Origin of the sequence: Pseudomonas gingeri (assembly GCF_013385635.1) — a bacterium.
GTDB lineage: Bacteria > Pseudomonadota > Gammaproteobacteria > Pseudomonadales > Pseudomonadaceae > Aquipseudomonas > Aquipseudomonas gingeri_A.
Genome location: NZ_JACAPR010000010.1, coordinates 107,208 through 128,786, shown reverse-complemented (window position 1 = coordinate 128,786; position 21,579 = coordinate 107,208). Strand labels below are relative to the sequence as shown.

At 57.6% G+C, this 21,579-nt stretch carries 23 protein-coding genes and 1 other RNA gene; 16 read left to right on the top strand and 8 right to left on the bottom strand.

Features of this window, described 5'->3' with window-relative positions:
* Window positions 1–6 precede the first annotated feature (6 nt).
* From HX851_RS10935 to HX851_RS10925, 3 genes are all read left to right on the top strand, one after another.
* Window positions 7–1,428 (top strand): lipid II flippase MurJ, encoded by a 1,422-nt coding sequence (locus HX851_RS10935; protein WP_177056545.1) that lies wholly within the window; start codon window positions 7–9, stop codon window positions 1,426–1,428.
* A gap of 3 nt (window positions 1,429–1,431) precedes the next feature.
* On the top strand, window positions 1,432–2,358 hold the full coding sequence (locus tag HX851_RS10930) for a glycosyltransferase family 2 protein (RefSeq protein WP_177056546.1): 927 nt from the start codon (window positions 1,432–1,434) through the stop codon (window positions 2,356–2,358).
* 227 nt (window positions 2,359–2,585) lie between these two features.
* On the top strand, window positions 2,586–2,843 hold the full coding sequence (locus tag HX851_RS10925) for a hypothetical protein (RefSeq protein ID WP_256262331.1): 258 nt from the start codon (window positions 2,586–2,588) through the stop codon (window positions 2,841–2,843).
* Window positions 2,844–2,915: 72 nt separating this feature from the next.
* Here the strand turns inward: HX851_RS10925 and recR are convergent, their stop codons facing one another.
* The 3 genes from recR to dnaX form a co-directional block, all read right to left on the bottom strand.
* Entirely contained in the window at window positions 2,916–3,518 is a 603-nt protein-coding gene (gene recR, locus HX851_RS10920) for a recombination mediator RecR (protein ID WP_177056547.1), read from the bottom strand.
* 196 nt (window positions 3,519–3,714) lie between these two features.
* The gene (locus tag HX851_RS10915) at window positions 3,715–4,053 is read right to left on the bottom strand and encodes a YbaB/EbfC family nucleoid-associated protein (RefSeq protein ID WP_017134152.1); all 339 of its coding nucleotides are present in this window, start codon (window positions 4,051–4,053) and stop codon (window positions 3,715–3,717) included.
* 64 nt (window positions 4,054–4,117) lie between these two features.
* Complete coding sequence (dnaX, locus tag HX851_RS10910; protein WP_177056548.1) at window positions 4,118–6,259, bottom strand: DNA polymerase III subunit gamma/tau; 2,142 nt, start codon at window positions 6,257–6,259, stop codon at window positions 4,118–4,120.
* Window positions 6,260–6,408: 149 nt separating this feature from the next.
* On the opposite strand from dnaX, the gene HX851_RS10905 reads away from it, so the two are divergent.
* Window positions 6,409–7,197, top strand: coding sequence for a substrate-binding periplasmic protein (locus HX851_RS10905; protein WP_177056549.1), 789 nt, complete (start codon window positions 6,409–6,411; stop codon window positions 7,195–7,197).
* A 95-nt stretch (window positions 7,198–7,292) separates the two neighbouring features.
* Here the strand turns inward: HX851_RS10905 and HX851_RS10900 are convergent, their stop codons facing one another.
* Entirely contained in the window at window positions 7,293–8,984 is a 1,692-nt protein-coding gene (locus tag HX851_RS10900; RefSeq protein ID WP_177056550.1) for a putative bifunctional diguanylate cyclase/phosphodiesterase, read from the bottom strand.
* 356 nt (window positions 8,985–9,340) lie between these two features.
* Here HX851_RS10900 and HX851_RS10895 point away from each other — a divergent pair, with 356 nt between their 5' ends.
* Both HX851_RS10895 and HX851_RS10890 read left to right on the top strand, forming a co-directional pair.
* On the top strand, window positions 9,341–9,658 hold the full coding sequence (locus HX851_RS10895) for a helix-turn-helix domain-containing protein (RefSeq protein WP_177056551.1): 318 nt from the start codon (window positions 9,341–9,343) through the stop codon (window positions 9,656–9,658).
* A 132-nt stretch (window positions 9,659–9,790) separates the two neighbouring features.
* Entirely contained in the window at window positions 9,791–10,168 is a 378-nt protein-coding gene (locus HX851_RS10890; RefSeq protein ID WP_368670198.1) for a VOC family protein, read from the top strand.
* Here the strand turns inward: HX851_RS10890 and HX851_RS10885 are convergent.
* The gene (locus HX851_RS10885) at window positions 10,096–11,034 is read right to left on the bottom strand and encodes a DMT family transporter (RefSeq protein WP_256262732.1); all 939 of its coding nucleotides are present in this window, start codon (window positions 11,032–11,034) and stop codon (window positions 10,096–10,098) included. The two genes, HX851_RS10890 and HX851_RS10885, sit on opposite strands and share 73 nt — an antisense overlap.
* A 135-nt stretch (window positions 11,035–11,169) precedes the next feature.
* On the opposite strand from HX851_RS10885, the gene HX851_RS10880 reads away from it, so the two are divergent.
* The 10 genes from HX851_RS10880 (at window position 11,170) to HX851_RS10835 (ending at window position 19,790) form a co-directional block, all read left to right on the top strand.
* Window positions 11,170–12,045, top strand: a complete 876-nt coding sequence (locus HX851_RS10880) for a LysR family transcriptional regulator (protein WP_177065354.1) — start codon at window positions 11,170–11,172, stop codon at window positions 12,043–12,045.
* 83 nt (window positions 12,046–12,128) lie between these two features.
* A complete protein-coding gene (locus HX851_RS10875) occupies window positions 12,129–13,031 on the top strand; it encodes a DUF2167 domain-containing protein (RefSeq protein WP_177056554.1) in 903 nt (300 codons plus the stop codon).
* Window positions 13,032–13,303: 272 nt separating this feature from the next.
* A complete protein-coding gene (locus HX851_RS10870) occupies window positions 13,304–13,852 on the top strand; it encodes a kinase inhibitor (protein ID WP_177065353.1) in 549 nt (182 codons plus the stop codon).
* A 25-nt stretch (window positions 13,853–13,877) separates the two neighbouring features.
* On the top strand, window positions 13,878–14,699 hold the full coding sequence (locus HX851_RS10865) for a helix-turn-helix transcriptional regulator (RefSeq protein ID WP_177065352.1): 822 nt from the start codon (window positions 13,878–13,880) through the stop codon (window positions 14,697–14,699).
* A gap of 471 nt (window positions 14,700–15,170) precedes the next feature.
* A complete protein-coding gene (locus HX851_RS10860; RefSeq protein ID WP_177065351.1) occupies window positions 15,171–15,407 on the top strand; it encodes a hypothetical protein in 237 nt (78 codons plus the stop codon).
* A 73-nt stretch (window positions 15,408–15,480) separates the two neighbouring features.
* Window positions 15,481–16,344 (top strand): McbB family protein, encoded by an 864-nt coding sequence (locus tag HX851_RS10855; protein ID WP_177065350.1) that lies wholly within the window; start codon window positions 15,481–15,483, stop codon window positions 16,342–16,344.
* Window positions 16,341–17,135 (top strand): SagB/ThcOx family dehydrogenase, encoded by a 795-nt coding sequence (locus HX851_RS10850; RefSeq protein WP_177065349.1) that lies wholly within the window; start codon window positions 16,341–16,343, stop codon window positions 17,133–17,135. The genes HX851_RS10855 and HX851_RS10850 overlap by 4 nt, the downstream gene beginning before the upstream one ends.
* The gene (locus HX851_RS10845) at window positions 17,132–18,331 is read left to right on the top strand and encodes a YcaO-like family protein (protein WP_177065348.1); all 1,200 of its coding nucleotides are present in this window, start codon (window positions 17,132–17,134) and stop codon (window positions 18,329–18,331) included. The genes HX851_RS10850 and HX851_RS10845 overlap by 4 nt, the downstream gene beginning before the upstream one ends.
* Window positions 18,332–18,342: 11 nt before the next feature.
* Window positions 18,343–19,086, top strand: a complete 744-nt coding sequence (locus tag HX851_RS10840) for an ABC transporter permease (protein WP_177065347.1) — start codon at window positions 18,343–18,345, stop codon at window positions 19,084–19,086.
* Complete coding sequence (locus tag HX851_RS10835) at window positions 19,086–19,790, top strand: ATP-binding cassette domain-containing protein (RefSeq protein ID WP_177065346.1); 705 nt, start codon at window positions 19,086–19,088, stop codon at window positions 19,788–19,790. Before HX851_RS10840 ends, HX851_RS10835 begins: the two co-directional genes overlap by 1 nt.
* A gap of 42 nt (window positions 19,791–19,832) precedes the next feature.
* Here HX851_RS10835 and HX851_RS10830 read toward each other — a convergent pair whose 3' ends face one another.
* From HX851_RS10830 to HX851_RS38645, 3 genes are all read right to left on the bottom strand, one after another.
* Window positions 19,833–20,279 carry a Rossmann-fold NAD(P)-binding domain-containing protein gene (locus HX851_RS10830; protein WP_177065345.1) on the bottom strand — a complete coding sequence of 149 codons (447 nt, stop codon included), beginning with the start codon at window positions 20,277–20,279 and terminating at the stop codon, window positions 19,833–19,835.
* Window positions 20,280–20,362: 83 nt separating this feature from the next.
* Window positions 20,363–20,459: signal recognition particle sRNA small type (gene ffs, locus HX851_RS10825), an RNA gene on the bottom strand.
* A gap of 494 nt (window positions 20,460–20,953) precedes the next feature.
* Window positions 20,954–21,139 carry a DUF6124 family protein gene (locus HX851_RS38645; RefSeq protein WP_256262325.1) on the bottom strand — a complete coding sequence of 62 codons (186 nt, stop codon included), beginning with the start codon at window positions 21,137–21,139 and terminating at the stop codon, window positions 20,954–20,956.
* Window positions 21,140–21,579: the final 440 nt, after the last annotated feature.

The following is a 21,579-nucleotide window of genomic DNA, read 5'->3' as shown; positions in this document are numbered from 1 at the left end:
ACAGCAGTGTTTGGCTCAACCCTGTGGCTGACCCTCGCGACCCTGACCGGCCTGGCCGCCGGGTTCGCCCGGGAATGGCTGCTGGTCGCGGCCTGGGGCGCGGGCGAGCGCAGCGACAGTTTCCTCGTCGCGCTGTTCCTCCCGGAAGCCTTGCGCATGGCCCTCGCCGCCGGCCTGCTCAGCGCGGCGGCGCTGCCGCTCTACCAGCAACGTTCAGCCAGCGAACAGAGCGACTGGCTCGGCGCACTGGCACCGCGCCTGCTGCTCTGCGGCCTGTTGCTCGGGGGCTTGCTGAGCGTGGCGGCGCCACTGTGGGTACGTCTTATAGGTCCCGGGCTCGACGACCAGGGCTATGCGCTCGCGGGGAGTAGCCTGCACTGGCTGGCCTGGTGTGCGCCAGGGTTTATCCTCCACGCCCTGTTCTGTGTGCCCTTGCAGGCCCGCTCGCGGTTTGTCCTGGCCGGTCTCGGCTCGTTGCTGTTCAACCTGCCGCCGGTGCTGTACCTGGCGATCCTGCGGCAGACCGCGACACCGACCGGCCTGGCCGCCGCCTGTGTCCTCGGCAGCCTGTTGATGCCGACGATTCTCCTGCCCTCGCTGTATCGCAGCGGCTGGAAGCCCTGGCGAGCGAGACACGCGCCGGGGGCCGGCCGTGAATTGCTGCAGCGCATCGGCCCGTTGCTCAGCAGCAACCTGGCGAGCCAGGGCCTGGCCCTGCTGGAACGGATGGTCGCTTCGCTGCTGGGAGAAGGCGCGGTCACCTGGATCAACCTGGCGCGCAAGCTGATCAACCTGCCGCTGATCGCGCTGATGAGCCTCAATCAGGTGCTGCTCGGCCTGATGAGCGGCAGCGCCGGTGCCGAGCGCCTGTCCCTGCTGCGCAAGGGCCTCGCCAGCGCCACGTTGCTGACCCTGCCGGCCGTTGCCGGCCTGATCGGTGCCGCTGCCGCGCTGGTCAGCCTGCTGTTGCCCAACCAGGCCGCCGACAGTCCGCTGCCGGAACTGCTTGCCTGGTTCTCCGTGCCCCTGATGTTCGGCGCCTGGAACGCCCTGCTGGCCCGCTACGCCTATGCCGCCGGTGACACCCGCCTGCCGCTCAACTGCGAACTGACCGGCAGCCTGCTCAATGCCCTGCTGCTGGCCGTGCTGCCGTATTTCTTCGGCTTGATCGGCATTGCCCTGGCGGCGGTCTGCGGCGTGATCCTGACCGGCCTGCTGCTGATGCGTCGGCAACAACTGCTGGCTGAAGTGCCCTGGCGCAGTCACTGGCTGCTCGGGCTCGGCGTCATGGGCCTGGCCGCCCTGCTGCTGCATCCGCTGCCAGGTATCTGGCTGCAACTGGGCCTGAGCACCCTGTGCAGCCTGGTTCTGCTGATCGCCCTGGCATTCTGGCTGCACCCCTGGCGTCCACTGCCCTCTGGAGGCTGAACCATGTCGACCCTGAACGTTGCCTGCGTGATCCCGACCTACAACGGCTGCCGGGACCTGGCTCGCCTGCTCGACTCCCTCGACCGCCAGACAGCGGTCTTCGACACCCTGATCGTCGATTCCAGCTCCAGCGACGGCACCTTCGAACTGGCCAGCTCGCGCTGCCCCAACGTGCTGCGCATCGACAGCAAGGACTTCAACCACGGCGGCACCCGCCAGATGATGGTGGAGCGCAATCCCGGCTATGACGTCTACGTCTTCATGACCCAGGATGCCTACCTCGAGGATCCCGAGGCGCTGGCCAATATCGTCCGGCCGTTTGCCGATGACAGCGTCGGCGCGGTCTGCGGCCGGCAATTGCCGCACCTGGACGCCAGCCCGCTGGCCGAGCATGCCCGACTGTTCAACTACCCGCCGACGTCCCAGGTCAAGAGCCTGGAAGATGCGCCCCGACTGGGGATCAAGACCGCCTTCGCCTCCAATTCCTTTTGCGCCTACCGGCGCCGGGCGCTGATGCAGGTGGGCGGATTCCCGCAGCACGTGATCCTCTCGGAAGACATGTACGTGGCGGCGAAGATGCTCATGGCCGGCTGGAAAGTCGCCTACGAAGGCAGTGCCTGTTGCCGGCACTCCCACAACTACACCCTCAGGGAGGAGTTTCGCCGCTATTTCGACATCGGCGTATTCCATGCCCGCGAACCCTGGATCCGCCAACAGTTCGGCGGTGCGGGAGGAGAGGGCCTGAGGTATGTGTTGTCCGAACTGAAATTTCTCGGTCCCGGACGTTGCCTGGCGTGGCCGGGCTCACTGTGGCGCAACGCGGTGAAGCTGTTTGCCTACAAACTCAGCCAGCAGGAGCGCCATCTGCCCAAGGGCCTGAAAAAAAGCCTCGGCATGTATAAACGCTACTGGGACAGCCCCTATGCCTGATCCAACGGGCACGTCAGGCGCCGACGACTTTTCCTATAAACATCAGGGAATCGCCTCAGTTGACCGAAAAGCGAAATAACGCGACTTTCCACGGTGTCTTTCTATCAGGGCGATGGCGCCCGGGACATGAACCACCGAGGACGTAAAACCACATGGAAGTTGAGCTACAGCACTGCGTGACACCCTGCCTGCATCCTGCTCCCAGATGGTCGGGCAATCACGACGCGATGCAGCAATCCCCGTCACCCACCGACCCCATCAAGACCGGCGAACCGTCTGGAGGCGACACCATGGAACCGCGAATCACCGAACTGGAAACCCACCTGGAGTACATCCACCGCGACCTCGGCGAAGTCCGTGGCGATGTGAAATCCATCAAGGCCCGCCTCGCCTATATCGCTGGTGGCACAGCGGTCCTGGGGATGCTGCTGAGCTGGGTCGCCAACCACCGGCTGGACCAGATACTGCGCCTGCTGGCCCCCTGAGAAGCCCGCCTCGTCGCCCCTTGCCGGGGGCGACCGTGGAGCCGATGGCCTTCGACCAGACGCCCCCGTCCTTCAGAGCGCGATCGGTTTGCGCCCGGCAAACGAGTGCGCCAGGGTGCCGCCGTCCACCAGCTCCAGTTCGCCGCCCAGGGGAACACCATGGGCGATACGCGAGGTGATCAGCCCCTTGTTGCTGAGCAACTGCGCGATGTAGTGCGCCGTGGCTTCGCCCTCGACCGTCGGGTTGGTGGCGAGGATGATCTCGGTGAAGCTGCCTTGTTCTTCGATGCGCGCCAGCAACTGCGGAATACCGATGGCTTCCGGCCCCAAGCCATCGAGCGGCGACAGATGCCCCTTGAGCACGAAGTAACGACCGCGATAACCGGTCTGTTCCACCGCGTAGACATCCATCGGGCCTTCGACCACACACAGCAAGGTGTCATCACGTCGAGGATCGGCACACTGCGGACACAGGTCGTCTTCGGTCAGGGTCCGGCACTGGCGACAATGCCCGACCCCTTCCATGGCCTGGCCCAATGCCTGTGCCAGGCGCGAGCCGCCACTGCGATCACGTTCGAGCAGTTGCAAGGCCATGCGCTGGGCGGTTTTCTGGCCGACACCGGGCAGAACCCGAAAGGCATCGATCAGTTGGCGAATCAGGGGACTGAAACTCATGGGAAAAGGTCCGACAAAACTGCGAGAGGCGGTTTATACCCGTGGCTCCGGCCAGCGTCAAATGCGCAAGTCCCAAGCCTTGGAAACAACAATGCCAGGCATCGAGCCTGGCATTGTTTCAACGCAAGATACCTCAGGTTCCGTGCGAAAACTCGCCGAGCGGCGATCACGTTGCGCAGGCAGTTTGCGTGCAGAACTAGAACGGCATCTTGAAGCCCGGCGGTAGTTGCATGCCGGCGGTCATGCCGGACATCTTGTCCGAGCTGTTGGCTTCAATCTTGCGCACGGCGTCGTTGACGGCGGCGGCGAACAGATCTTCCAGCACTTCGCGATCATCGTCGCTGACACCTTCCAGCAGGCTCGGGTCGATACTCACGCGCTTGATATCGTGACGTCCGGTCATGACCACGGTGACCATGTCGCCGCCGGCCTTGCCGGTGATTTCGGCATTGGCCAGTTCTTCCTGCATCTTGGCCATTTTTTCCTGCATCTGCTGCGCCTGCTTCATCAGGCCGGCCATGCCACCCTTCATCATGGTAATCACCTCAAAAGTTGCTTGGACAATCGGCGCAAGGCTACGGCCTCGCGTCATTCAGTTACTAACCCTGGGCCACCAGGGCTTCGACAGGTTCAATAGTATCGTCACGGATCACCGCGCCGAACTGTTGCATCATTTGCTGGATGAACGGATCGGCATGAATCGATGCCACGGCCTCGTTCTGGCGCTCGTGGCGTCGACGTGAAGCCGCCTGGGCCGGGGTTTCCTGCTCGGGCTTGACCAGTTCGATGGTCACCTTCAGGGTCCGCCCGTGGTACTGGTTGAGCGCATCGTTCACGCGACGCAGTTGCGTAGAGTTGAACAGCGCGCTATGGGCCGGGTCCAGGTGCAGCAACCAGTCATCGCCGTCGACCGCGATCAGCGTGCAGTTGGCCGCGATGCTGCCGGTCATGCCGGAGATCGGCAGTTTCGGGAACAGTTGCAACCACTCCAGCGCCAGGCCGGTGGCCGGCTGCGCGGCAGGCAACGGCTCGGGTTCCGGGGCCGGCTCGGCGGTGTGCTCGCTGGCCAATTCGTCGAGATAACTGTAAGCCGAATCCATGTCCGGCTCGATATAGTCTTCGTCCAGCGGCGGTTCGTCGTCGCGCTCCGGGCCCGGAGTCGCGGCGTCCACCTGGGCCGGAGTCGGCTCGGGAATGCTTGCCGCCGCCCACTCCGGCGCGTCCGGCACCACGCTGTCAGGCGTCGGCAACGGCATCGACACCAGTTCCGGCTGCTCGGCAGCGGTTTCCAGTACCGGCTCTACAGCAGGCTCCTGCAGCGCCGGCCCGGCAGGCTCGTTCCAGGGCAGATCGACCTCTTCGACTACCGCTGTCACGGGCTCGGGCACAGGTGCCGTCGCGATTACCGGCGCCGACTCAGGCACGGCTTCGGCCACCGGCTCAGGTGCTGGCTGGACCACAGGCGCAGGAGCTGGCTGAACCACGGGGGCCGGTGCAGGCACAGAGGTCGGCGCAGCAGCTGGTACAACCGCGGCCTCGGCCGCTGGAACCACAGCCGGCGCAGCTACTGCCGGGCCAGCCACATTCTGAGCGGAATCAACTGTGGCCTGGCTGATCCCCACTGGCTTTAGCGGCTGCCTCGGTGCCGTGGCACTGTCGGCCGGCCGGAACGCGAGCATTCGCAGCAGGACCATCTCGAAGCCACCACGCGGGTCCGGCGCCAGCGGCAGGTCGCGCCGGCCGATCAGGCCCATCTGGTAATAGAACTGCACGTCTTCGGCCGGCAATGCCTGGGCCAGGGCCAACACGCGGTCACGGTCGCCATGACCGTTATCGACGCCTTCCGGCAGCGCCTGGGCAATCGCCACGCGGTGCAGCACATTGAGGATTTCCGAGAGCACGCCGTTCCAGTCCGGGCCCTGCTCGGCCAGATGCCGCACCGCTTCGAGCAATGCCTTGGCATCGCCTTCGATCAGCGCGTGCAGCACGTCATAGACCTGGCCGTGATCCAGGGTGCCGAGCATCGCCCGGACATCGCTGGCCATGACCTTGCCTTCACCGAAGGCAATGGCCTGGTCGGTCAGGCTCATGGCGTCGCGCATCGAACCGTCCGCAGCGCGACCGAGCAACCACAGCGCGTCGTCTTCGAACGGCACGTTCTCGACCCCAAGCACGTGGGTCAAATGCTCGACCACCCGCTCCGGGGTCATGTTCTTCAGGGAGAACTGCAGGCAACGCGACAGAATCGTTGCAGGAAGTTTCTGCGGATCGGTGGTTGCCAGGATGAACTTGACGTAGGGCGGTGGCTCTTCCAGGGTTTTCAACAAGGCGTTGAACGAGTGACTGGACAGCATGTGCACTTCGTCGATCAGGTAGACTTTGAAACGCCCGCGGCTCGGCGCGTACTGCACGTTATCCAGCAGTTCGCGGGTGTCCTCGACCTTGGTGCGGCTCGCGGCGTCGATCTCGATCAGGTCGACAAAGCGCCCTTCGTCGATCTCGCGGCACACCGAACAGGTGCCACAAGGCGACGAAGTGATACCGGTCTCGCAATTCAGGCACTTGGCGATGATCCGCGCAATGGTGGTCTTGCCGACCCCGCGGGTGCCGGTGAACAGATAGGCATGGTGCAGTCGCTGGCTGTCCAGAGCATTGATCAGCGCCTTGAGCACATGGGTCTGGCCGACCATTTCGCGGAACGAGCGCGGACGCCATTTACGTGCAAGAACCTGATAACTCATCGATAACCGTCGCATCTGGAAAGCGGAAGACCGCTAATGCTAGCGGAGCAGGGGCGAAATTGCATCCGGCGCGCTTCTCTAATCTGACTAAGCTGCACTTTGTGGGAGAATTCGCGTCCTGAAGCGTCGTACTCCAGACGGAGAGTTGAATGCGTGTAGTGTGGGGCGCCCTCGTGCTGATGACCGCCAACTGTTTTGCCGCGCCTGCGCCGTTGCGCTTTGCCGTGGCCGACAGTTGGGCCATGCCGTTGGTCCAGATCGAGAACGACCAGCCGACCCAGGGCATTCTCTATGATCTGATGACCAGCCTCGCCCGGCAGGTCGGGATGCCGGCCGAGTTTCATGTGCTGGCCCGAGCCCGCGTGCAGAGCGCCATGGAGCACGGCGACATCGACGTGCGCTGCTATGCCGCGCAATCCTGGTTGCCGAACCAGTCGGGCGACTATATATGGAGCATTCCCCTGCTGATGCAGCGTGATGTGCTGATCGGCAATGCCGACCACCCGCGCCCGGTCAAGCCGCAGAGCCTGCCCCGGCAGCCTGTCGGCACCGTGCTGAGCTACACCTACCCGACCCTGCAACCGCTGTTCGACAGCGGGCAGTTGATCCGCGACGACGCCCGCAACCAGGAACAGGTGCTGCAAAAACTCTCGGCGGGACGCTATCACTATGCGGTCAGCAATCAGTGGAGCCTGGACTGGTTCAACCAGAAGCTGATGCCACAGCAGCAACTGCACACCGTCGCGGTGCTGCAGGAACAGCCGGTGGGCTGCTTTGTGCGCAATGACCCGGCACTGCCGGTGCAGCGGATCCTGCGGACCTTGCTGAGAATGAAGATGTCCGGGGAAATCGACGGAATCATCGGGCTCTATACCGGCAACGGCGAGCAACTGGACAAGCCCACTCCTCCCTCGCCCGAAAAGCCCGCTGACCTGTAGGAGCCCGGCTTGCCGGCGATGGCGCCATCGAGTTCACCACAAGACTCAAGGGCCTCTTCGCCGACAAGCCAGGCTCCTACAAGAATCGTGAACATTCAGGGAGCAGTGACCCACAACCCCGGAGGGACAAACGCCGCGACCCAGTCCGGCACCTCGTCGGCCGCCATCGGCCGGGCAATGAAATAGCCCTGGGCCACTTCACAGCCCAGGTTCATCAGCAGGCGCCCGTGCTCGGCGGTCTCCAGGCCCTCGGCAATCACCTCCCGGCCAAAGGCCCGGGCCAGGCTGATCACCGCTGTGGTCAGGGCCAGATCGTCCTTGTCATGGAGGATATCGCGCACAAAGGAACGATCGATCTTGATGGTCTGGGTCGGCATGCGCTTGAGGTAGCTCAGGGAGGAATAACCGGTGCCGAAGTCATCCAGGGAGAAGCGCACGCCGAGGGCCTGGCAGGCCCGCAGGCACTGGCTGACCCGCTGGATATTCTCGATGGCCACCGACTCGATGATCTCCAGGTCGAGCATCTGTGGCGGCACCTCGGCATGCCGGGTCAGCAAGGCCCGCAGGCGCTCGACAAAATCCCCGCGCTGGAAATGCCGGGCGGCGATATTCAGGCTGACCGGCCAGTTGTGGCCGGCCTGCAACCAGATTTGCATCTGCGCCATGACCCGATCGATGACCCACTCGCCGATCTCGATGATCACATCGGTCTGGGCCACCAGCGGCAGGAACTCATGGGGATCGAGCAGGCCCTTGTGCGGGCTGTGCCAGCGCACCAGCGCCTCGAAACCGACCACCGTGCCGGTGCGCATATTGACCTTGGGCTGGTAGACCAGCCGCAGTTCATCGCCCGCCAGTGCCTGGCGCATCAACTCCACGCTCTGGTGCGTGGCCTTGACCTCCTGGTCCTGGGAGACATCGAACAGATGGAAACGATTGCGCCCGCCCTGCTTGGCCAGGTACATCGCCTGGTCCGCGTGGCGCAACAAAGTATCGGCGTCTTCGTTATCGCTGGGAAACAGGGTCACGCCAATGCTGGCGCAGACATGGATGTCCTGGCCGAGGATCGAATACGGCGCGGAGATCGCCAGCAACACCCGCTGCAGCGCCGCGTGCAGCTCCTGGCTGTCGCGCACATAACGCAGGATCAGCACGAACTCGTCACCGGACAGGCGTGCCACCACATCTTCGCCACGCATGATCCCGCGCAGCCGCGTCGCCACCTCCACCAGCAGCGCGTCGCCGCAGGCATGCCCGTAGCCGTCGTTGACCGCCTTGAAGCCGTCCAGGTCGAGCATGCACACCGCCAGCGGAATATGCTCGCGCCGGGAAAACTCCAGGGCCTGGTTCAACAGATCGGAGAGAAACGCGCGGTTCGGCAGGCCGGTCAGCACATCGTGGCCGACCCGCCACTGCAAGGTGTGCAGCAGGCGCAGCTTTTCGCTGACATCGAAACGGATCGACATGTACTTGCGTACCCGCCCCGTCTCTTCGTCCAGCAGCGGCACCATGGTGCTGTCGACCCAATACAGCGAACCATCCTTGGCGCGGTTGCAGACCTCGCCCTTCCAGACCCGGCCAAGGGCGATGGTGCGCCACATCTCACTGAAGAATTCGCTGGGATGAAAGCCGGAATTGAGCATCCGGTGATTCTGCCCCAGCAGTTCCTCGCGGCTGTAGCCGGAGATCTCGCAGAACGGATCGTTGACGTAGGTGATCCGTCCGCTCAGATCCGTCTCGGAGAAAATCGCTGCTGCATCCACCACCTTGCGGTACGTCTCGTCCATGACTCAGCTCACCTGGGCAGCTACCGGTTGAACTGATCGACACGCTGTTCGACTGAACTTCGACGAGGATCAACTAGAGTTAAATGAAGGTCATCAGCAAATGGCGGCGTTGGCGAGCGGCACTCCGTAAAACAGACGCCCAGGGGCGCGGTTTGACGGTCGTGGCATGAATTCAAGAGAAATGCGAGGATTTCCTGTTTCATAATTTTGCCACCTGAAACCAGATCACCAAATACCTGTCATAACCGTCGATTCTACGAATTGCATCACATTATGCAATAGAAGGTGATGAATCATGGCGTTGTCTAATGTAAAGATTTGTCGTTAAGTTCTTGATTCTAAATGGGAATTGAGCGATGGAAATTTCAAGTTTGGGTACGGCCATCAGGCGCTATCGCAAGGTAGCGGGGCTAACTCAGGCTGAACTTGGCGAGAAAACCGGTTTTGACCCGAAAACCATCAGCCGTTTCGAAACCGGCAGTTACACCCCCAGCGTGGAAGCCCTGTTTCTGTTCGCCGACGTACTGGGAGTGAAGCTCAAGGCTTTTTTTGCGGATATGGCTGACGAAGACGAACAGCGTGCCTACCTGTTCGGCGTCATTCACAAAGCGCCCTCCAAGGACCTGGGAAAGCTGATCGTCGCGGTCGATCTAGCCTTGTCCAACAAGCCTTAGCCTCAGGCCACCGCAGGTCCGCAGTCGCGACCACTCTACTGACAGAAGCTGACACTCCCTGCGGTTAGGCTGGGTTGCCCTGGAATCACGACAAACGGTTCCAGGCCTTCCCACCCTCCCAGGAGCCACACCGTGACCGATCCCAACTACTTCATGCTGTATGTCGAAAGCCCCGCCGTCAGCGTCGACTTCTATCGTCGTCTGCTGGGCAAGGAGCCGCTGATCGACACCGCGGATTTCGCCCTGTTCGCGCTGGACTCGGGCATCAAGCTCGGTCTCTGGGCGACCCGCGTCGTCACACCCACCGTGCCGCACACCGGTGGCGGTGGCGAGATGGCCTTCAATGTCGGCGAGAACGCCATCGTCGATGAAATCCATGAGGCCTGGCGTGAACTGGGTGTGCCCATCGTCCAGACGCCGAGCGCCCTGGGCTTCGGTTATGCCTTCGTCGCGGTGGACCCCGACGCACACCGGTTGCGGGTATATTCGCTGGCACCTGCACTGCGCTGATCCGCCAACCCGGCAGGCTGCTGCCGGCGCCCCTCGAAGTGCAGGCCAAGCACGCTCGCCAGGACAATCGCCCCGCCCAGCAGGACCATGCTCGACACGCCGACGCCGAGGATCAGCGCCGCCATCAGCATGGCCACGGGCGGAATCAGGTACAGGGCAATGGATGAGCGGCTGACCGTCGAATGCATCAACACATACCCCCAGGCCAGGTACGCCAGGGCACTGGGGAAAATGCCCAGCACCAGCACCGCGACATTCACCCGCACCGGGGCCAGCGTCACCTCCTGCGCCAGCCCCGGCCCATAGACACAGAGCAACAGCAGCGTCCCGGCCCAGACCATGTAGCACACGGTGGTCAACCCGCTGTAATGATGGGCATAGTGCTTCTGCAGGGTGAAATACAGGCTCCAGGACAGTGCCGCGAGCAGCACCAGCAAGCCTCGGGGATTGAACGGACCGACCCCGTGATCGCCCCACACCACCACCAGCGCCCCACCCAGCCCCGCAAACACACCCAGCCAGCGCCACCCCGTCACCGGTTCCTTCAACCAGAAGAACGCGATCAGCGTACTGAACAGCGGCGTCGATTGCGACAGTACACTCCCGGCTCCCGGACTGACCCACTGCTGCCCATAGTTGAGGCTGACGTGATGCAGGAAAATCGCGAAGAACCCCAACACCAACAGCCAGGGCAGATCGCGGGGACGGGGCAAGGCAATGCCCTTCACCAGCGCCACCCCGGCCATGAACACCGAAGCGATCAGAAAGCGCAGCAGGGCCAGGTGCCCGGGGCTGTAGCTTTCCAGGCCGATATGGATACCGACGGGCGAATACGCCCAGCACAGGATGACCAGGGCAGTAGCCAAGGAAATTTTTATACGCGACAGGGCTTTCACGAGAACGCTACATCCAAGATGATCCAAGGGTGTGGCCAGTCTTGAGCGGCGTGGCGACAAGCACAATTGACGAATATTGAGTCGAGAATTCACCGGGAGTGAATCATGGAACTGGCGCAAATGCGCATGGTGAAAGCCGTCGCCGAAACCGGCAGCATCGCCCTCGCGGCCCAACGGCTGCACTGCGTGCCGTCCAACATCACCACGCGCATCAAGCACCTGGAAAGCGAGTTGGGCACCGACCTGTTCGTCCGCGCCGGGCGCGGCCTGAGCATCAGTCCCGCCGGGGAAGTGTTCCTCGAATACTGCGCGAAGATCCTCAACCTGGTGGACGAAGCCAAGCGCGCCGTCGACGCCAACACCCGGCCCTCCGGCACCTTGCGCATCGGCGCAATCGAATCCTGCGCGACCGTGCACCTGCCCGCCCTGCTCGCCGAATACCACCGGACCTATCCCGAAGTCAGCCTGGAACTGATCACCGGCACCTGGACGCAACTGCTGGAAGACGTCCGCCAACGCCGGCTCGACGGCGCCCTGGTAGCCGCCGATATCCACCATCCGAAAATCGCCAGCAGCGCTTTGTACAGCGAAAAACTGGTGCTGATCAGCGCCGCCGACAGTGCGCCGATCCACAGTGCCCAGGACCTGTTGGGCCGCACCCTGATCATGTGGCCGAACGGCTGCCCATACCGCGCCGCGCTGAAGAACTGGGTCCAGGACTACGACCGCAACCCGCCGATTGCCAGCTACGGCAGTTGGGGCACGATCATCGGCAGCGTCAATGCCGGTGCCGGCGTCTCGCTGGTGCCGGAAGGCATCCTGCGGCGCTACGAACAATCGACGGGACTGGCCACCTATCGTTTCGATGAACTGGCACCGGTGGAAAACAGCTTTATCTGGCACAGGGAAACCACCCGCCACCCGGCCCGCGAGGCCTTCGCACGGCTGTTGCGGGAGCGCCTGGAAGCTCGCCCGGAGTAACGTACCCACACGGCAATCTGGCGACTCGCCAGTCCCTTCAGGTATTCTGCCGGGCAAATTAATTCAAAATGTAAGGGACTACGATGAAACACCTGCGCCTGCTGTTGGCGGCCGTGTTGCTCAGCGCAACCACTTTGCCCGCCATTGCCGCCAGCACCCCCGCGCCGGCTGCGACCGCCAGCGAACAACCGCACCAGAGCGCCGAACAGTGGCTCGCCACCCTCAAGCAGCAGCACGGCACCATCACCCTGCCGAGCGGCATCGCCACCCTACAACTGAATAACGAGTTCTACTACCTTTCGCCGGAGGACACCGAGCGCCTGCTGACCGAAGCCTGGGGTAACCCGCCGGGCCACAAGACCCTGGGCATGATCATCCCGACTGCCGTCAGTCCCCTGGCGGACAATGGCTGGGGCGTGATCGTCAGCTACAAGAACGACGGGCATATCTCCGACGATGACGCCGCCAAGATCGACTACGCCGACCTGCTCAAGCAGATGCAGGCCGATGACGAGGAAGACAACAAGGAGCGGCGCAAGCAGGGTTACGCTGGCCTGCAACTGCTGGGCTGGGCCGAACCGCCGAGCTACGACCAGGGCAGCCACAAGATGTACTGGGCCCGCGAACTGAAGGCCGACGATGCCCAACAGAACACCCTGAACTACAGCATTCGCGTGCTGGGGCGCCAGGGCGTGCTGGAGCTGAATGCCGTGGCGGCGATGGCCGACCTGCCGACCATCAAGCAGGAAGTGCCGAAAATCCTCGCGTTCACCAACTTCACCGACGGCAACCGCTACGCCGACTTCGACTCCAGCACCGACAAACTGGCGCCCTATGGCCTGGCCGCCCTCGTGGCCGGTGGCATCGCGGCCAAGGCCGGCCTGTTCGCCAAGATCGGCGTAGCCCTGCTGGCCTTCAAGAAATTCATCGTGATCGGCCTGGTGGTGGTTGCCGGCTTCTTGCGCAAGTTGTTCAAGCGCACATAAGCCCTGCACTCACACCGTGGCGAGTGGGCTTGCCCACGCTGGGCTGCGAAGCAGCCCTGAAGCCTGTCACCACGGTCCTGTTGCAAGAAGGCATCGTTCTTATTGGGACCGCTTCGCGGCCCGGCGCGGGCAAGACCGCTCATCACCATGGCCCGCTGTACTTTGCTGAGAACAACCCGAGCGTTTCGGCACAATGGTCGAGCGCCGCGGCACAATGCCCAGCTCCCCATCTCCCTAGACTCGTCCTGAATCCCCCCAAAGACGAGGTCATCATGAAAAACCGCTTCCTGCTCACCGCCCTCTGCCTCGGTTTGAGCGTCGCCGCCCACGCCGCCGACTTCACCGTGACCAGCCGCGATATCAGCAACGGCAAGCCCATGAGCAGCCGCGAAGTGTTCCAGGGCTTCGGCTGCGAAGGCGGCAACACCTCCCCGCAACTGTCCTGGCAGAACGCCCCGGCGGGCACCAAAAGCTTCGCGATCACCGCCTACGACCCCGACGCCCCGACCGGCAGCGGCTGGTGGCACTGGACCGTGGTCAACCTGCCGACCTCCACCCACGAACTGCCTTCCGGTGCCGGCAGCCAGGGCGGCCAGCTACCCGCGGGCGCCGTGCAAGGTCGCACCGACTACGGCCAACCGGGCTTCGGTGGTGCCTGCCCGCCTGCGGGCGATAAACCCCATCGCTATCAGTTCACCGTCTGGGCCCTGAAGACGGATAAACTCCCGGTCAATGAACAGGCCAGCGGTGCCATGGTGGGCTACATGCTCAATGCCAACGCCCTGGGCAAGGCCACACTGACCGCCACCTACGGACGCTAGGTTTTTTGTACGGAGCCTGAGAATCATGAACGCCCCCGCCGGCATCCAGCACCGCCAGCGCCGTATCGGCGCCAGCGTCATCCAGGCCCGCCAGCCCCATGCGCTGCAACGGGTGCCGATTTTCGTCACCACCCTGTGTCGCGTGCGCCAGGGTGAAAAAGTGATGAGTTGGGACGACCGGCAGATGCGCGTGGGATCGCGACACCTGATCCTGATGCCGGCGGGGCGTGAAGTCGGGGTCGGTAACTACCCAGGCGCCCAGGGGTTCTACATCGCCGATACCGTGAGCTTTCCCACGGAACTGCTGCGAACCTTTATTGCCCGCCATAGCCAGCAACTCGCGCCACTTCCCGGACGCGGGAGCACCCAGGAACTCTGTGTGCCGCTGGACCGGCATACCACTTCAGCCTGGGAAAACCTGCTGGAAGCCATCAATGCCGATTCGCCGGACGCCTTGTGCAGCCATTACGCCGAAGCCGTGCTACTGGCATTGGCGCTGGGGGGTTGGGCCGGCCCGCTGTTGCGCGACCGTAACGACCCGCTGTGCGAACGCGTGCAGCAGATCGTCATGGGCGACCCGGCGCGGGACTGGACGGTGGCGGGCGTGGCCGAACGGCTGAACCTGGGTGCCTCGACCCTGCGCCGCCAGTTGGCAAACGAAGACGACAGCTTCAGCAATATCCTCGAAAACGTCCGGCTGGGCATGGCCTTGCAATGGCTGCAGACCACGCCGCGACCGATAGGGGAAATAGCCGCGGCCAGCGGCTATGCCTCGGCGTCACGCTTCGCCGTGCGCTTTCGCAAGCATTACGGATTGTCGCCGAGGGAGTTGCGAGGGGTTTTGTAGTTCAAGACAAAGAACAAACCTGCCAAGTACCGGTGTTTATTTCAACCGCACATTTCTCACTAGAAAAACTCTTCAACTCGCCCCATACCAATTTCCCCGCAACAAAGAAAATTATCCTTCCAGTCAATCAACGAATGAAATTACCTGAAGACAACCCCAAAAAGGAGCATTGCTTTGGATACCGTTCGTCGCCTCACGAATAGCAGCCCCCCCATAAAGCGAGTGAAATATCCTACAAAAAATCATAAATTTCTTTTCAAAAAACTCACAGCAGCTCAGATAAAAGTCTGCCGTTAGAAAAATCGCCACGTTCCTAAACACTCGAAAAACCAGTGAAACTTCCTACAAACAACCACATTGGTATTTGACGTGGCTATAGCAAGGAAACTATAGCTACATTCACTGCTACCCAGCAGCAGTAGCCTGAACAGGCCATTCATCAATCAAACTGTTTTTTGTGGAGAAAATCACATGAACATCGATACATTTGGAGAAACACTCTTCAACTTTAAACACATCCCCAGCTTCGACAAGAGCCCTCAAGCCAACAACGGTGGCTCAGGTGGCCAAGGCGGATGCGGCGGTAGCGGTGGATGTGGTGGTGGAGGTGGGTGTAATGGCGGTAGCGGTGGCAGTGGAGGGTCGGGAGGAAATGCAATCACCGGCAATGATAAAGACAAACTAGAAACAGCTTCGCGTGAAAATTAAATATCACAACCATGCAAAGGTTATTCAGCGGCGCGCTCCATAACCTTTGCAGCAGAATATCAAGGAAGCGCCCATGAACATAAGTATACAAAATTACGAAATACTTAACTTTCCTAACGAAGACTTAATAGTCTCAGAGAGGGGAATATCTAAAATCAGTTCCCTCTCATTACTAAACGCATTGAAAACCATAAAAAATCGCAATCAAAAAAATATATCAAAAGAAGAAATAAATGAAATTCTTATAGAAAATGACCTAGATCCCGAAGCAGCATTTTCCTTCTTGGAAAAAACGCTGAACATCAAAAAACCGATCAGTGACTATTTCTTTAAAAAAATAGCAATCATTCACGACTTCCAAGAATCGGAATTAGAAAAAACCCTAGCCACGGAACTCTATCTCCCTGTAGATTTTCATCACTTCCCTTCACCAACATCGAAAATAAAAAATAAAAACCGGAAATTTTTTTTCATTTTACTAAACAGTTATGATTATGCATCACTAAAAAAACTATATTTTGAAATAGCATCTAACGCGCCACAAAGTGCCATTTCGGTAGGCTCGATGATAGGAAACTCATTCTATATAAGCCCACCTTATATTCCTGAGATAGGCAATCCATGCCACTTCTGCAATGTAGATCGATTAGAATCCAACGATCAGTCAAGCCAAAGGGAAAATAACTGGATAAAACTGCTTAAATTTTTCAAGGGTCGCAACTCACCCATCCCGCCCAGCCAACACACGCTACTTCAAAGAAGTATGATTCTTGGGGCCATTGCCAACCATATAAATTTTTACACTACACCAGGAAACGAAAAGCGTCATCAAGACAGTATATTTCTAACATCACATATAGATATACACAAAGGGCTGATCACTGAAGAAAATTTATCTCACTGGTTTATGTGCGACTGTTTGAGATCAAAAACATGAAAACCATACCTCACGATTATTATCTAAAATTCATTGACCAAAAAGTATTTGAAGAAGTACAAAACTTTCACAACAAGGGAAACTATACAATTCATGAAGCATTCGAGCAAACCAGCTATCTACACCAGCTAACCGAAGAACAACTCAACATTTTATCTGCGAACGAATTAAGCCTCTATCCAGATTTGGATCTAACACACCACCTACCTGACAACATAAAAAAAACAAACACATTCAATAGAAATGAATCATGCGATTTTTTTGAAAATTCAGAACTGGAATTTTCAACTGTTCAACGGTTGGTAGCTCCACTTTTGACAAAAAACTCAAACCCCAAAAAAAGAAACTACCCGAGTGGGGGAGCACTCTATCCAATAGAGACGTTTATATGCTCATTAGATGAAAAAAATGAAGACTGGCCGTACCCTCAAAAAATTTTACACCTTCTACCAGCGTCAAAATCCTTTGAAATCTTGCCAACCAACTGTAGTGCGCAGCACTTAAGAAAAACAATATTATCCAACTTTAAAAACATTGGCAGCCCTAGCATTGCACTAATTTACGTGGCTTATCTCCCTAAAACCACATTCAAATATAGATATCGTGGGTACCGCCTAGCCCTAATGGAAGCAGGTTCAATCTACATGCTGATAGAACTCCAAGCGGCTGACCTTGGATTGAATTGTAGATTATGGACTGGCTACACGGATCATATGCTATCCAAAGCAATAGGACTGAACCCGGCCTTATTTTCGCCAATTTGCTGCCATCTCATTGGATCCAGAAAATGAATATTATAAATAATGATTTTGGAACCGCCCTTCCCAACAAAATATGCTATCAACCTTCTGCTACTCTAGACGTCCCGGCAGTGGCCGAAGCATCTGATTTTTACTTGAATGCTGGATCCGGAATAGGCTCAGGTTCTAGTGCTATAAAATCCGCCATAGGAGAGTACTTTGAAAGGCGCCACTTTTACATAGATATCCCTCAACATTTAGAAGGCACCCTTTCCAGCAGCCTTTCCGCCAAAGAGGTAAAATCCTTTATTAAAGCATTTCGTCAGACAAATTCAAAAAACCTTAAAACCCCTGAATTAATATCACATAGATATAAGCTAACAAAAGTATCAAGACTCTCCGATTTCGCTCCTTGCTATATCCCAACGGCATGCATCTCTCTAAGTTCATTAAATCTAGGTAGCGACAATGAAATTTATCCGTCACGAGACACCTGCGGCTGTAGCTTTCACTGGAGTGCCGAGGAATCTATGCTCGGCGCACTGAAAGAAAGTTTAGAACGGCAATTTTTATCAAGATTCTGGCTTACAAAAAAAAGCTCTGCCGTATTGGGGGCCGTTGAAATAATAAAACGCTTAAGCAATCACACCACAACCAGACTACACGAAGTACTATGCAAATCCGGAGAGCTTATAGCCCTTGATATATCCGACAACAGATTCCCGGGGAAATGCTTGCTTGTGGTGTACGGACAGAAAAACAAATCTCACAATGTACTATATTGCGCAGGATTATCTTATGCCGAAACCGAAGCAATTGCTTTAGAAAAAGCAACCAACGAACTATGGCAAACCTTTCGATTTATAAATTTATTCTCAAGCATAAATGGACAACCACACGAACTTCACGATCCGTATATAAAGCATTTCCTGAACTGCAACAGCTATGAAACATTTAAAACCATGAGCACCTACATAATAACTAACGACAACAAAAAACATACAAACCATTCATTCAACTTCAACGGCATCAGGCAAGCTATTATAGAGCAAAATATACTTGGTTACCTTTATACAAATACACACCTATTGGACGGCAGCATTTGCACGACGAGTAAATTCATTTCACCAGACCTGTTCACTCACATGGATAACTCAAAGAATATAAACACAAATAACAAATATTCATCCGACTTCCAACAGGACATCATCCCGGCACGAAAAGCGGTGATGGTCCCATTCCCATAAAGGACAGATCGATGAAAACCCGACTTTATTATCGCTCAAGTCGTTTGGCATGGCTATTCATAAAAGAACAACTCAAGGAGCCCATCTCCTTATTCTGGATTATTATTTCACCATGCGCAGCCTTTTATCTCCTGGCCTTATCCAGAGGCAGATTAGAGTTACTCTCAGGGGATTATACAGAACACACAGCCTGGTTCTACGCCTACATCTCTTCAAGTGTTGCCTTGTTCGGATTTTCCTTTTACATCATAGGTCGTCGAGAAAGCGGTTACATTCGATCCTTTATTTATAACCATGAAGCAAAGCTTGTCTTTATTCTGGCACAAACCCTTGCCTATTCAGTAATCGCTATAATTTACTGTAGCGTTTTCTATCTTGCCACACGCCTGCCATTTGGCGCCTACTCACTTCTGGAACTGTTGAACATAATTTCAAAATTCTATATCTGCTACTTATTATTTTGCTCAATCGGAATCTTCTTTAGCTTACTTCCTATAAATTTCCAGAATACCAACACTCTTTTCTCTATTTTTTCGTTCTGCACACTGATCCTTGGCATTTCAAATTCGCTTTCAACAAATTTTCTGCTTCACACCGTAAACCTTGGCAACCCATTAGTACACGCAACCGAACTGATCAAGCATGGCTTACAAGCCAAAATAAACCTTACACTATCAATCTTGCCAATATTTATTTCGAGCTTATTAATAGCTATCAGGTTTTTGCGCATAAACCCTATCTGGAGCCGTTACTGATGAAAAATCTCGAGATAGATTCATTATTTTTCCGATATGGTGACAAGGTAATTTTTGAAGGTGCAACACTGAGTGTACAGCCTGGAACCATTATCGGGGTACTCGGCCCAAACGGGTCTGGAAAAACAACACTCTTTGATATCATTTGCAAACTGAAGCACCCCTCCGGTGGAACTATAAAAAATGGTTTCTCAAAGGAGCTTTACCTGTCTCAGACGTTAATGACACCACCTGCCTTACGAATGTTCGACATATTCAAAATGACCAACCTGCTTTGCTCTTCAACACACAACACTCAGATACAAGTACTGGATAAGCTTTCACAATGGAGTCCCAGCGTCATAAATCGCTATAAAGAAATATGGAGAAAAAAGTCAGCCTTATGCAGTTATGGCGAAAAACGATGGTTTTTTACACTTTCGCTTTTATCATTAGGCGCAGATTTCATCATCTTGGATGAGCCCACGGCTGGCGTCGATCCGGAGTTTCGTCACTATATCTGGCAGTGCCTGCACGGGGCGGCAAGCAGCGGCACTGCCATTCTGATTTCCTCACATAACGTTGATGAAATTGTTGATCACTGCAACTATTTTTATATGTTGAGCCAAAAGCAGTTCAACCGATTTGGCAGCCGCCAAGCTTTTATGCAAGCCCATGATACAAAGTCGCTGGATGAAGCCTTCATAAAAGCCGCGGCTTTCTGAAGCGACACGCCGAAATCCTGACTTGCCGCATCAAATGCGCGCCTAGAGCTGCCCAACCCAATCGGTCGAAAAGGCCAGGCCTCGCTGTGCCTCCAGTTCCGCCAGGCGCTCACTAAGCTGCTTGTGCATCACCATGAACGAATCGCTGCCCAGCGCCAGTCGCTTCGGCGCGGGGTGTTGATCGACGCTTTCGATCATCAGCCGGACCATTTTTGCCGGGTCGCCGATCGGCATGACGGTGCCATCCTCGATCATCCTCCGGGCATAGCTGGCGGGCGAAACATCGTAGGCGTCATTCTTCGGTCCGAGCCTGGCACTGCCATAGCGGAACCGGGTACGGGCGCCACCCGGCTCGACCAGCGTGCAGCCGATGCCAAAGACCCTCACCTCCACTTCGATACCCCATTTCGTTGCGTGATGCAGGGATCCGCCGGGGAACACGGCCTTGGCCCCCACGCTGGATAGCTGGAGGAGAGAAAAACCGGGCATGGCAAAATGAAGCGCTGATCTTGATTCGGCACTTTATTCGATATGCGGGAGATAGGGTTTAGCAGGAGGCGTTATGGAGGCAACCCCACCAGCCACACCCCGGCACACAATGTTCCCGCTGTGGCTGCTCCCTTCCGGGCCTGACCAGGTTAACGGGTAATCGTTGCGGGGGGACCGATGGGGTCACCATAACGACGCTCGCCTGGCAGCGAGCCGCGCCATTGTACCTAGATAACGAGAAGTTACAACCGCCAGGCGCCGATAAAAATTCGATGGGGCTCAAGCACTTGTCTGCGTTGCTCAGCGCACCGCCGATCGTTCCCACGCTCCGCGTGGTAACGCCTGCCTGGACGCTCCGCGTCCGCTCTTGTAACGCGGAGCATCACGGGCTGCATGCCCACGCAGAGCGCTCATCGTTCTACACAAGTCCTGAGGAGCCCGGAAAGCGGGGTTGGCCACAGTGGGCTGCATTTATTCAGTGGGACTTGTGTAGAACGATGAGCGCAGAGCGTGGGAACGATCTGAATTCCTTTGCTGCGTGTGGGAATGATCAAGCGGTGCTTGCCCGCGAAGCTTTTAGCGGCCTCCAGGTCCTCTTCGCGAGCAAGCTCGGCTCCCACAGGAACTATGTCGGCCTTCAGTGAGCAGCAGTGCGCTCCTGAAGGGGTTGTGGGTCAGGCCGTTGCCGCTTGTGCTGCCAGCAATTCGTCGACCCGGACCTGGGCCAGATCGACCAGATGCACAACGGCCAAGGCCAGTTTACGCGCGGAACCTTGCATCTGGTCCGCGCATTCGTAGGCGGTCGCCGATGCGGACTGGAGGATTTCGTCGATTTGAACCAGAGAGTCTTCGGCGTTCAACGGCTCGCGCTGGCGGTGTCGATTGGTGGTCGAGGAAGCTTCGTAGAGGGCAAAAGCGCGGTCGACAGCCTGGCGACTTGCAGGGGATGACAGGTTTTCGGTTGGGGGGGGTTGGGGTGATCTTGAACATGGCGATAGTCCTAGCTTGCTGGATGGGAGCCATCACCCGTCCGCTTGCACGCGAGTTAGGGTGGCAGCTGTACGCAGGTGTGCAAGACCGGGGCAAGATAGGAAACCCGGCAGATCCCGAAGATCTCCCACGCACAGCCGCCATAACACGAACCTCAAACATGAAAATGCCTGAAGGTGCAGGATGAATCAGTGCGTCTGATCTTGCGGTCCGGACTTGCACGTCCGTATCACCGAATTTGCGGTGACAAGACGCAGACTAGTACCCAGCCAGAGCAGACGCAACGGGCTGGGATTTTCTAGGAAACTTC

Coding starts and splice junctions, on each gene's coding strand:
- HX851_RS10930 (WP_177056546.1), top strand. CDS start 1,432: ATGTCGACCCTGAACGTTGCCTGCGTGATCCCGACCTACAACGGCTGC.
- HX851_RS10925 (WP_256262331.1), top strand. CDS start 2,586: ATGCAGCAATCCCCGTCACCCACCGACCCCATCAAGACCGGCGAACCG.
- recR (WP_177056547.1), bottom strand. CDS start 3,518: ATGAGTTTCAGTCCCCTGATTCGCCAACTGATCGATGCCTTTCGGGTT.
- HX851_RS10915 (WP_017134152.1), bottom strand. CDS start 4,053: ATGATGAAGGGTGGCATGGCCGGCCTGATGAAGCAGGCGCAGCAGATG.
- dnaX (WP_177056548.1), bottom strand. CDS start 6,259: ATGAGTTATCAGGTTCTTGCACGTAAATGGCGTCCGCGCTCGTTCCGC.
- HX851_RS10905 (WP_177056549.1), top strand. CDS start 6,409: ATGCGTGTAGTGTGGGGCGCCCTCGTGCTGATGACCGCCAACTGTTTT.
- HX851_RS10900 (WP_177056550.1), bottom strand. CDS start 8,984: ATGGACGAGACGTACCGCAAGGTGGTGGATGCAGCAGCGATTTTCTCC.
- HX851_RS10895 (WP_177056551.1), top strand. CDS start 9,341: ATGGAAATTTCAAGTTTGGGTACGGCCATCAGGCGCTATCGCAAGGTA.
- HX851_RS10880 (WP_177065354.1), top strand. CDS start 11,170: ATGGAACTGGCGCAAATGCGCATGGTGAAAGCCGTCGCCGAAACCGGC.
- HX851_RS10875 (WP_177056554.1), top strand. CDS start 12,129: ATGAAACACCTGCGCCTGCTGTTGGCGGCCGTGTTGCTCAGCGCAACC.
- HX851_RS10870 (WP_177065353.1), top strand. CDS start 13,304: ATGAAAAACCGCTTCCTGCTCACCGCCCTCTGCCTCGGTTTGAGCGTC.
- HX851_RS10865 (WP_177065352.1), top strand. CDS start 13,878: ATGAACGCCCCCGCCGGCATCCAGCACCGCCAGCGCCGTATCGGCGCC.
- HX851_RS10860 (WP_177065351.1), top strand. CDS start 15,171: ATGAACATCGATACATTTGGAGAAACACTCTTCAACTTTAAACACATC.
- HX851_RS10855 (WP_177065350.1), top strand. CDS start 15,481: ATGAACATAAGTATACAAAATTACGAAATACTTAACTTTCCTAACGAA.
- HX851_RS10850 (WP_177065349.1), top strand. CDS start 16,341: ATGAAAACCATACCTCACGATTATTATCTAAAATTCATTGACCAAAAA.
- HX851_RS10845 (WP_177065348.1), top strand. CDS start 17,132: ATGAATATTATAAATAATGATTTTGGAACCGCCCTTCCCAACAAAATA.
- HX851_RS10840 (WP_177065347.1), top strand. CDS start 18,343: ATGAAAACCCGACTTTATTATCGCTCAAGTCGTTTGGCATGGCTATTC.
- HX851_RS10835 (WP_177065346.1), top strand. CDS start 19,086: ATGAAAAATCTCGAGATAGATTCATTATTTTTCCGATATGGTGACAAG.
- HX851_RS10830 (WP_177065345.1), bottom strand. CDS start 20,279: ATGCCCGGTTTTTCTCTCCTCCAGCTATCCAGCGTGGGGGCCAAGGCC.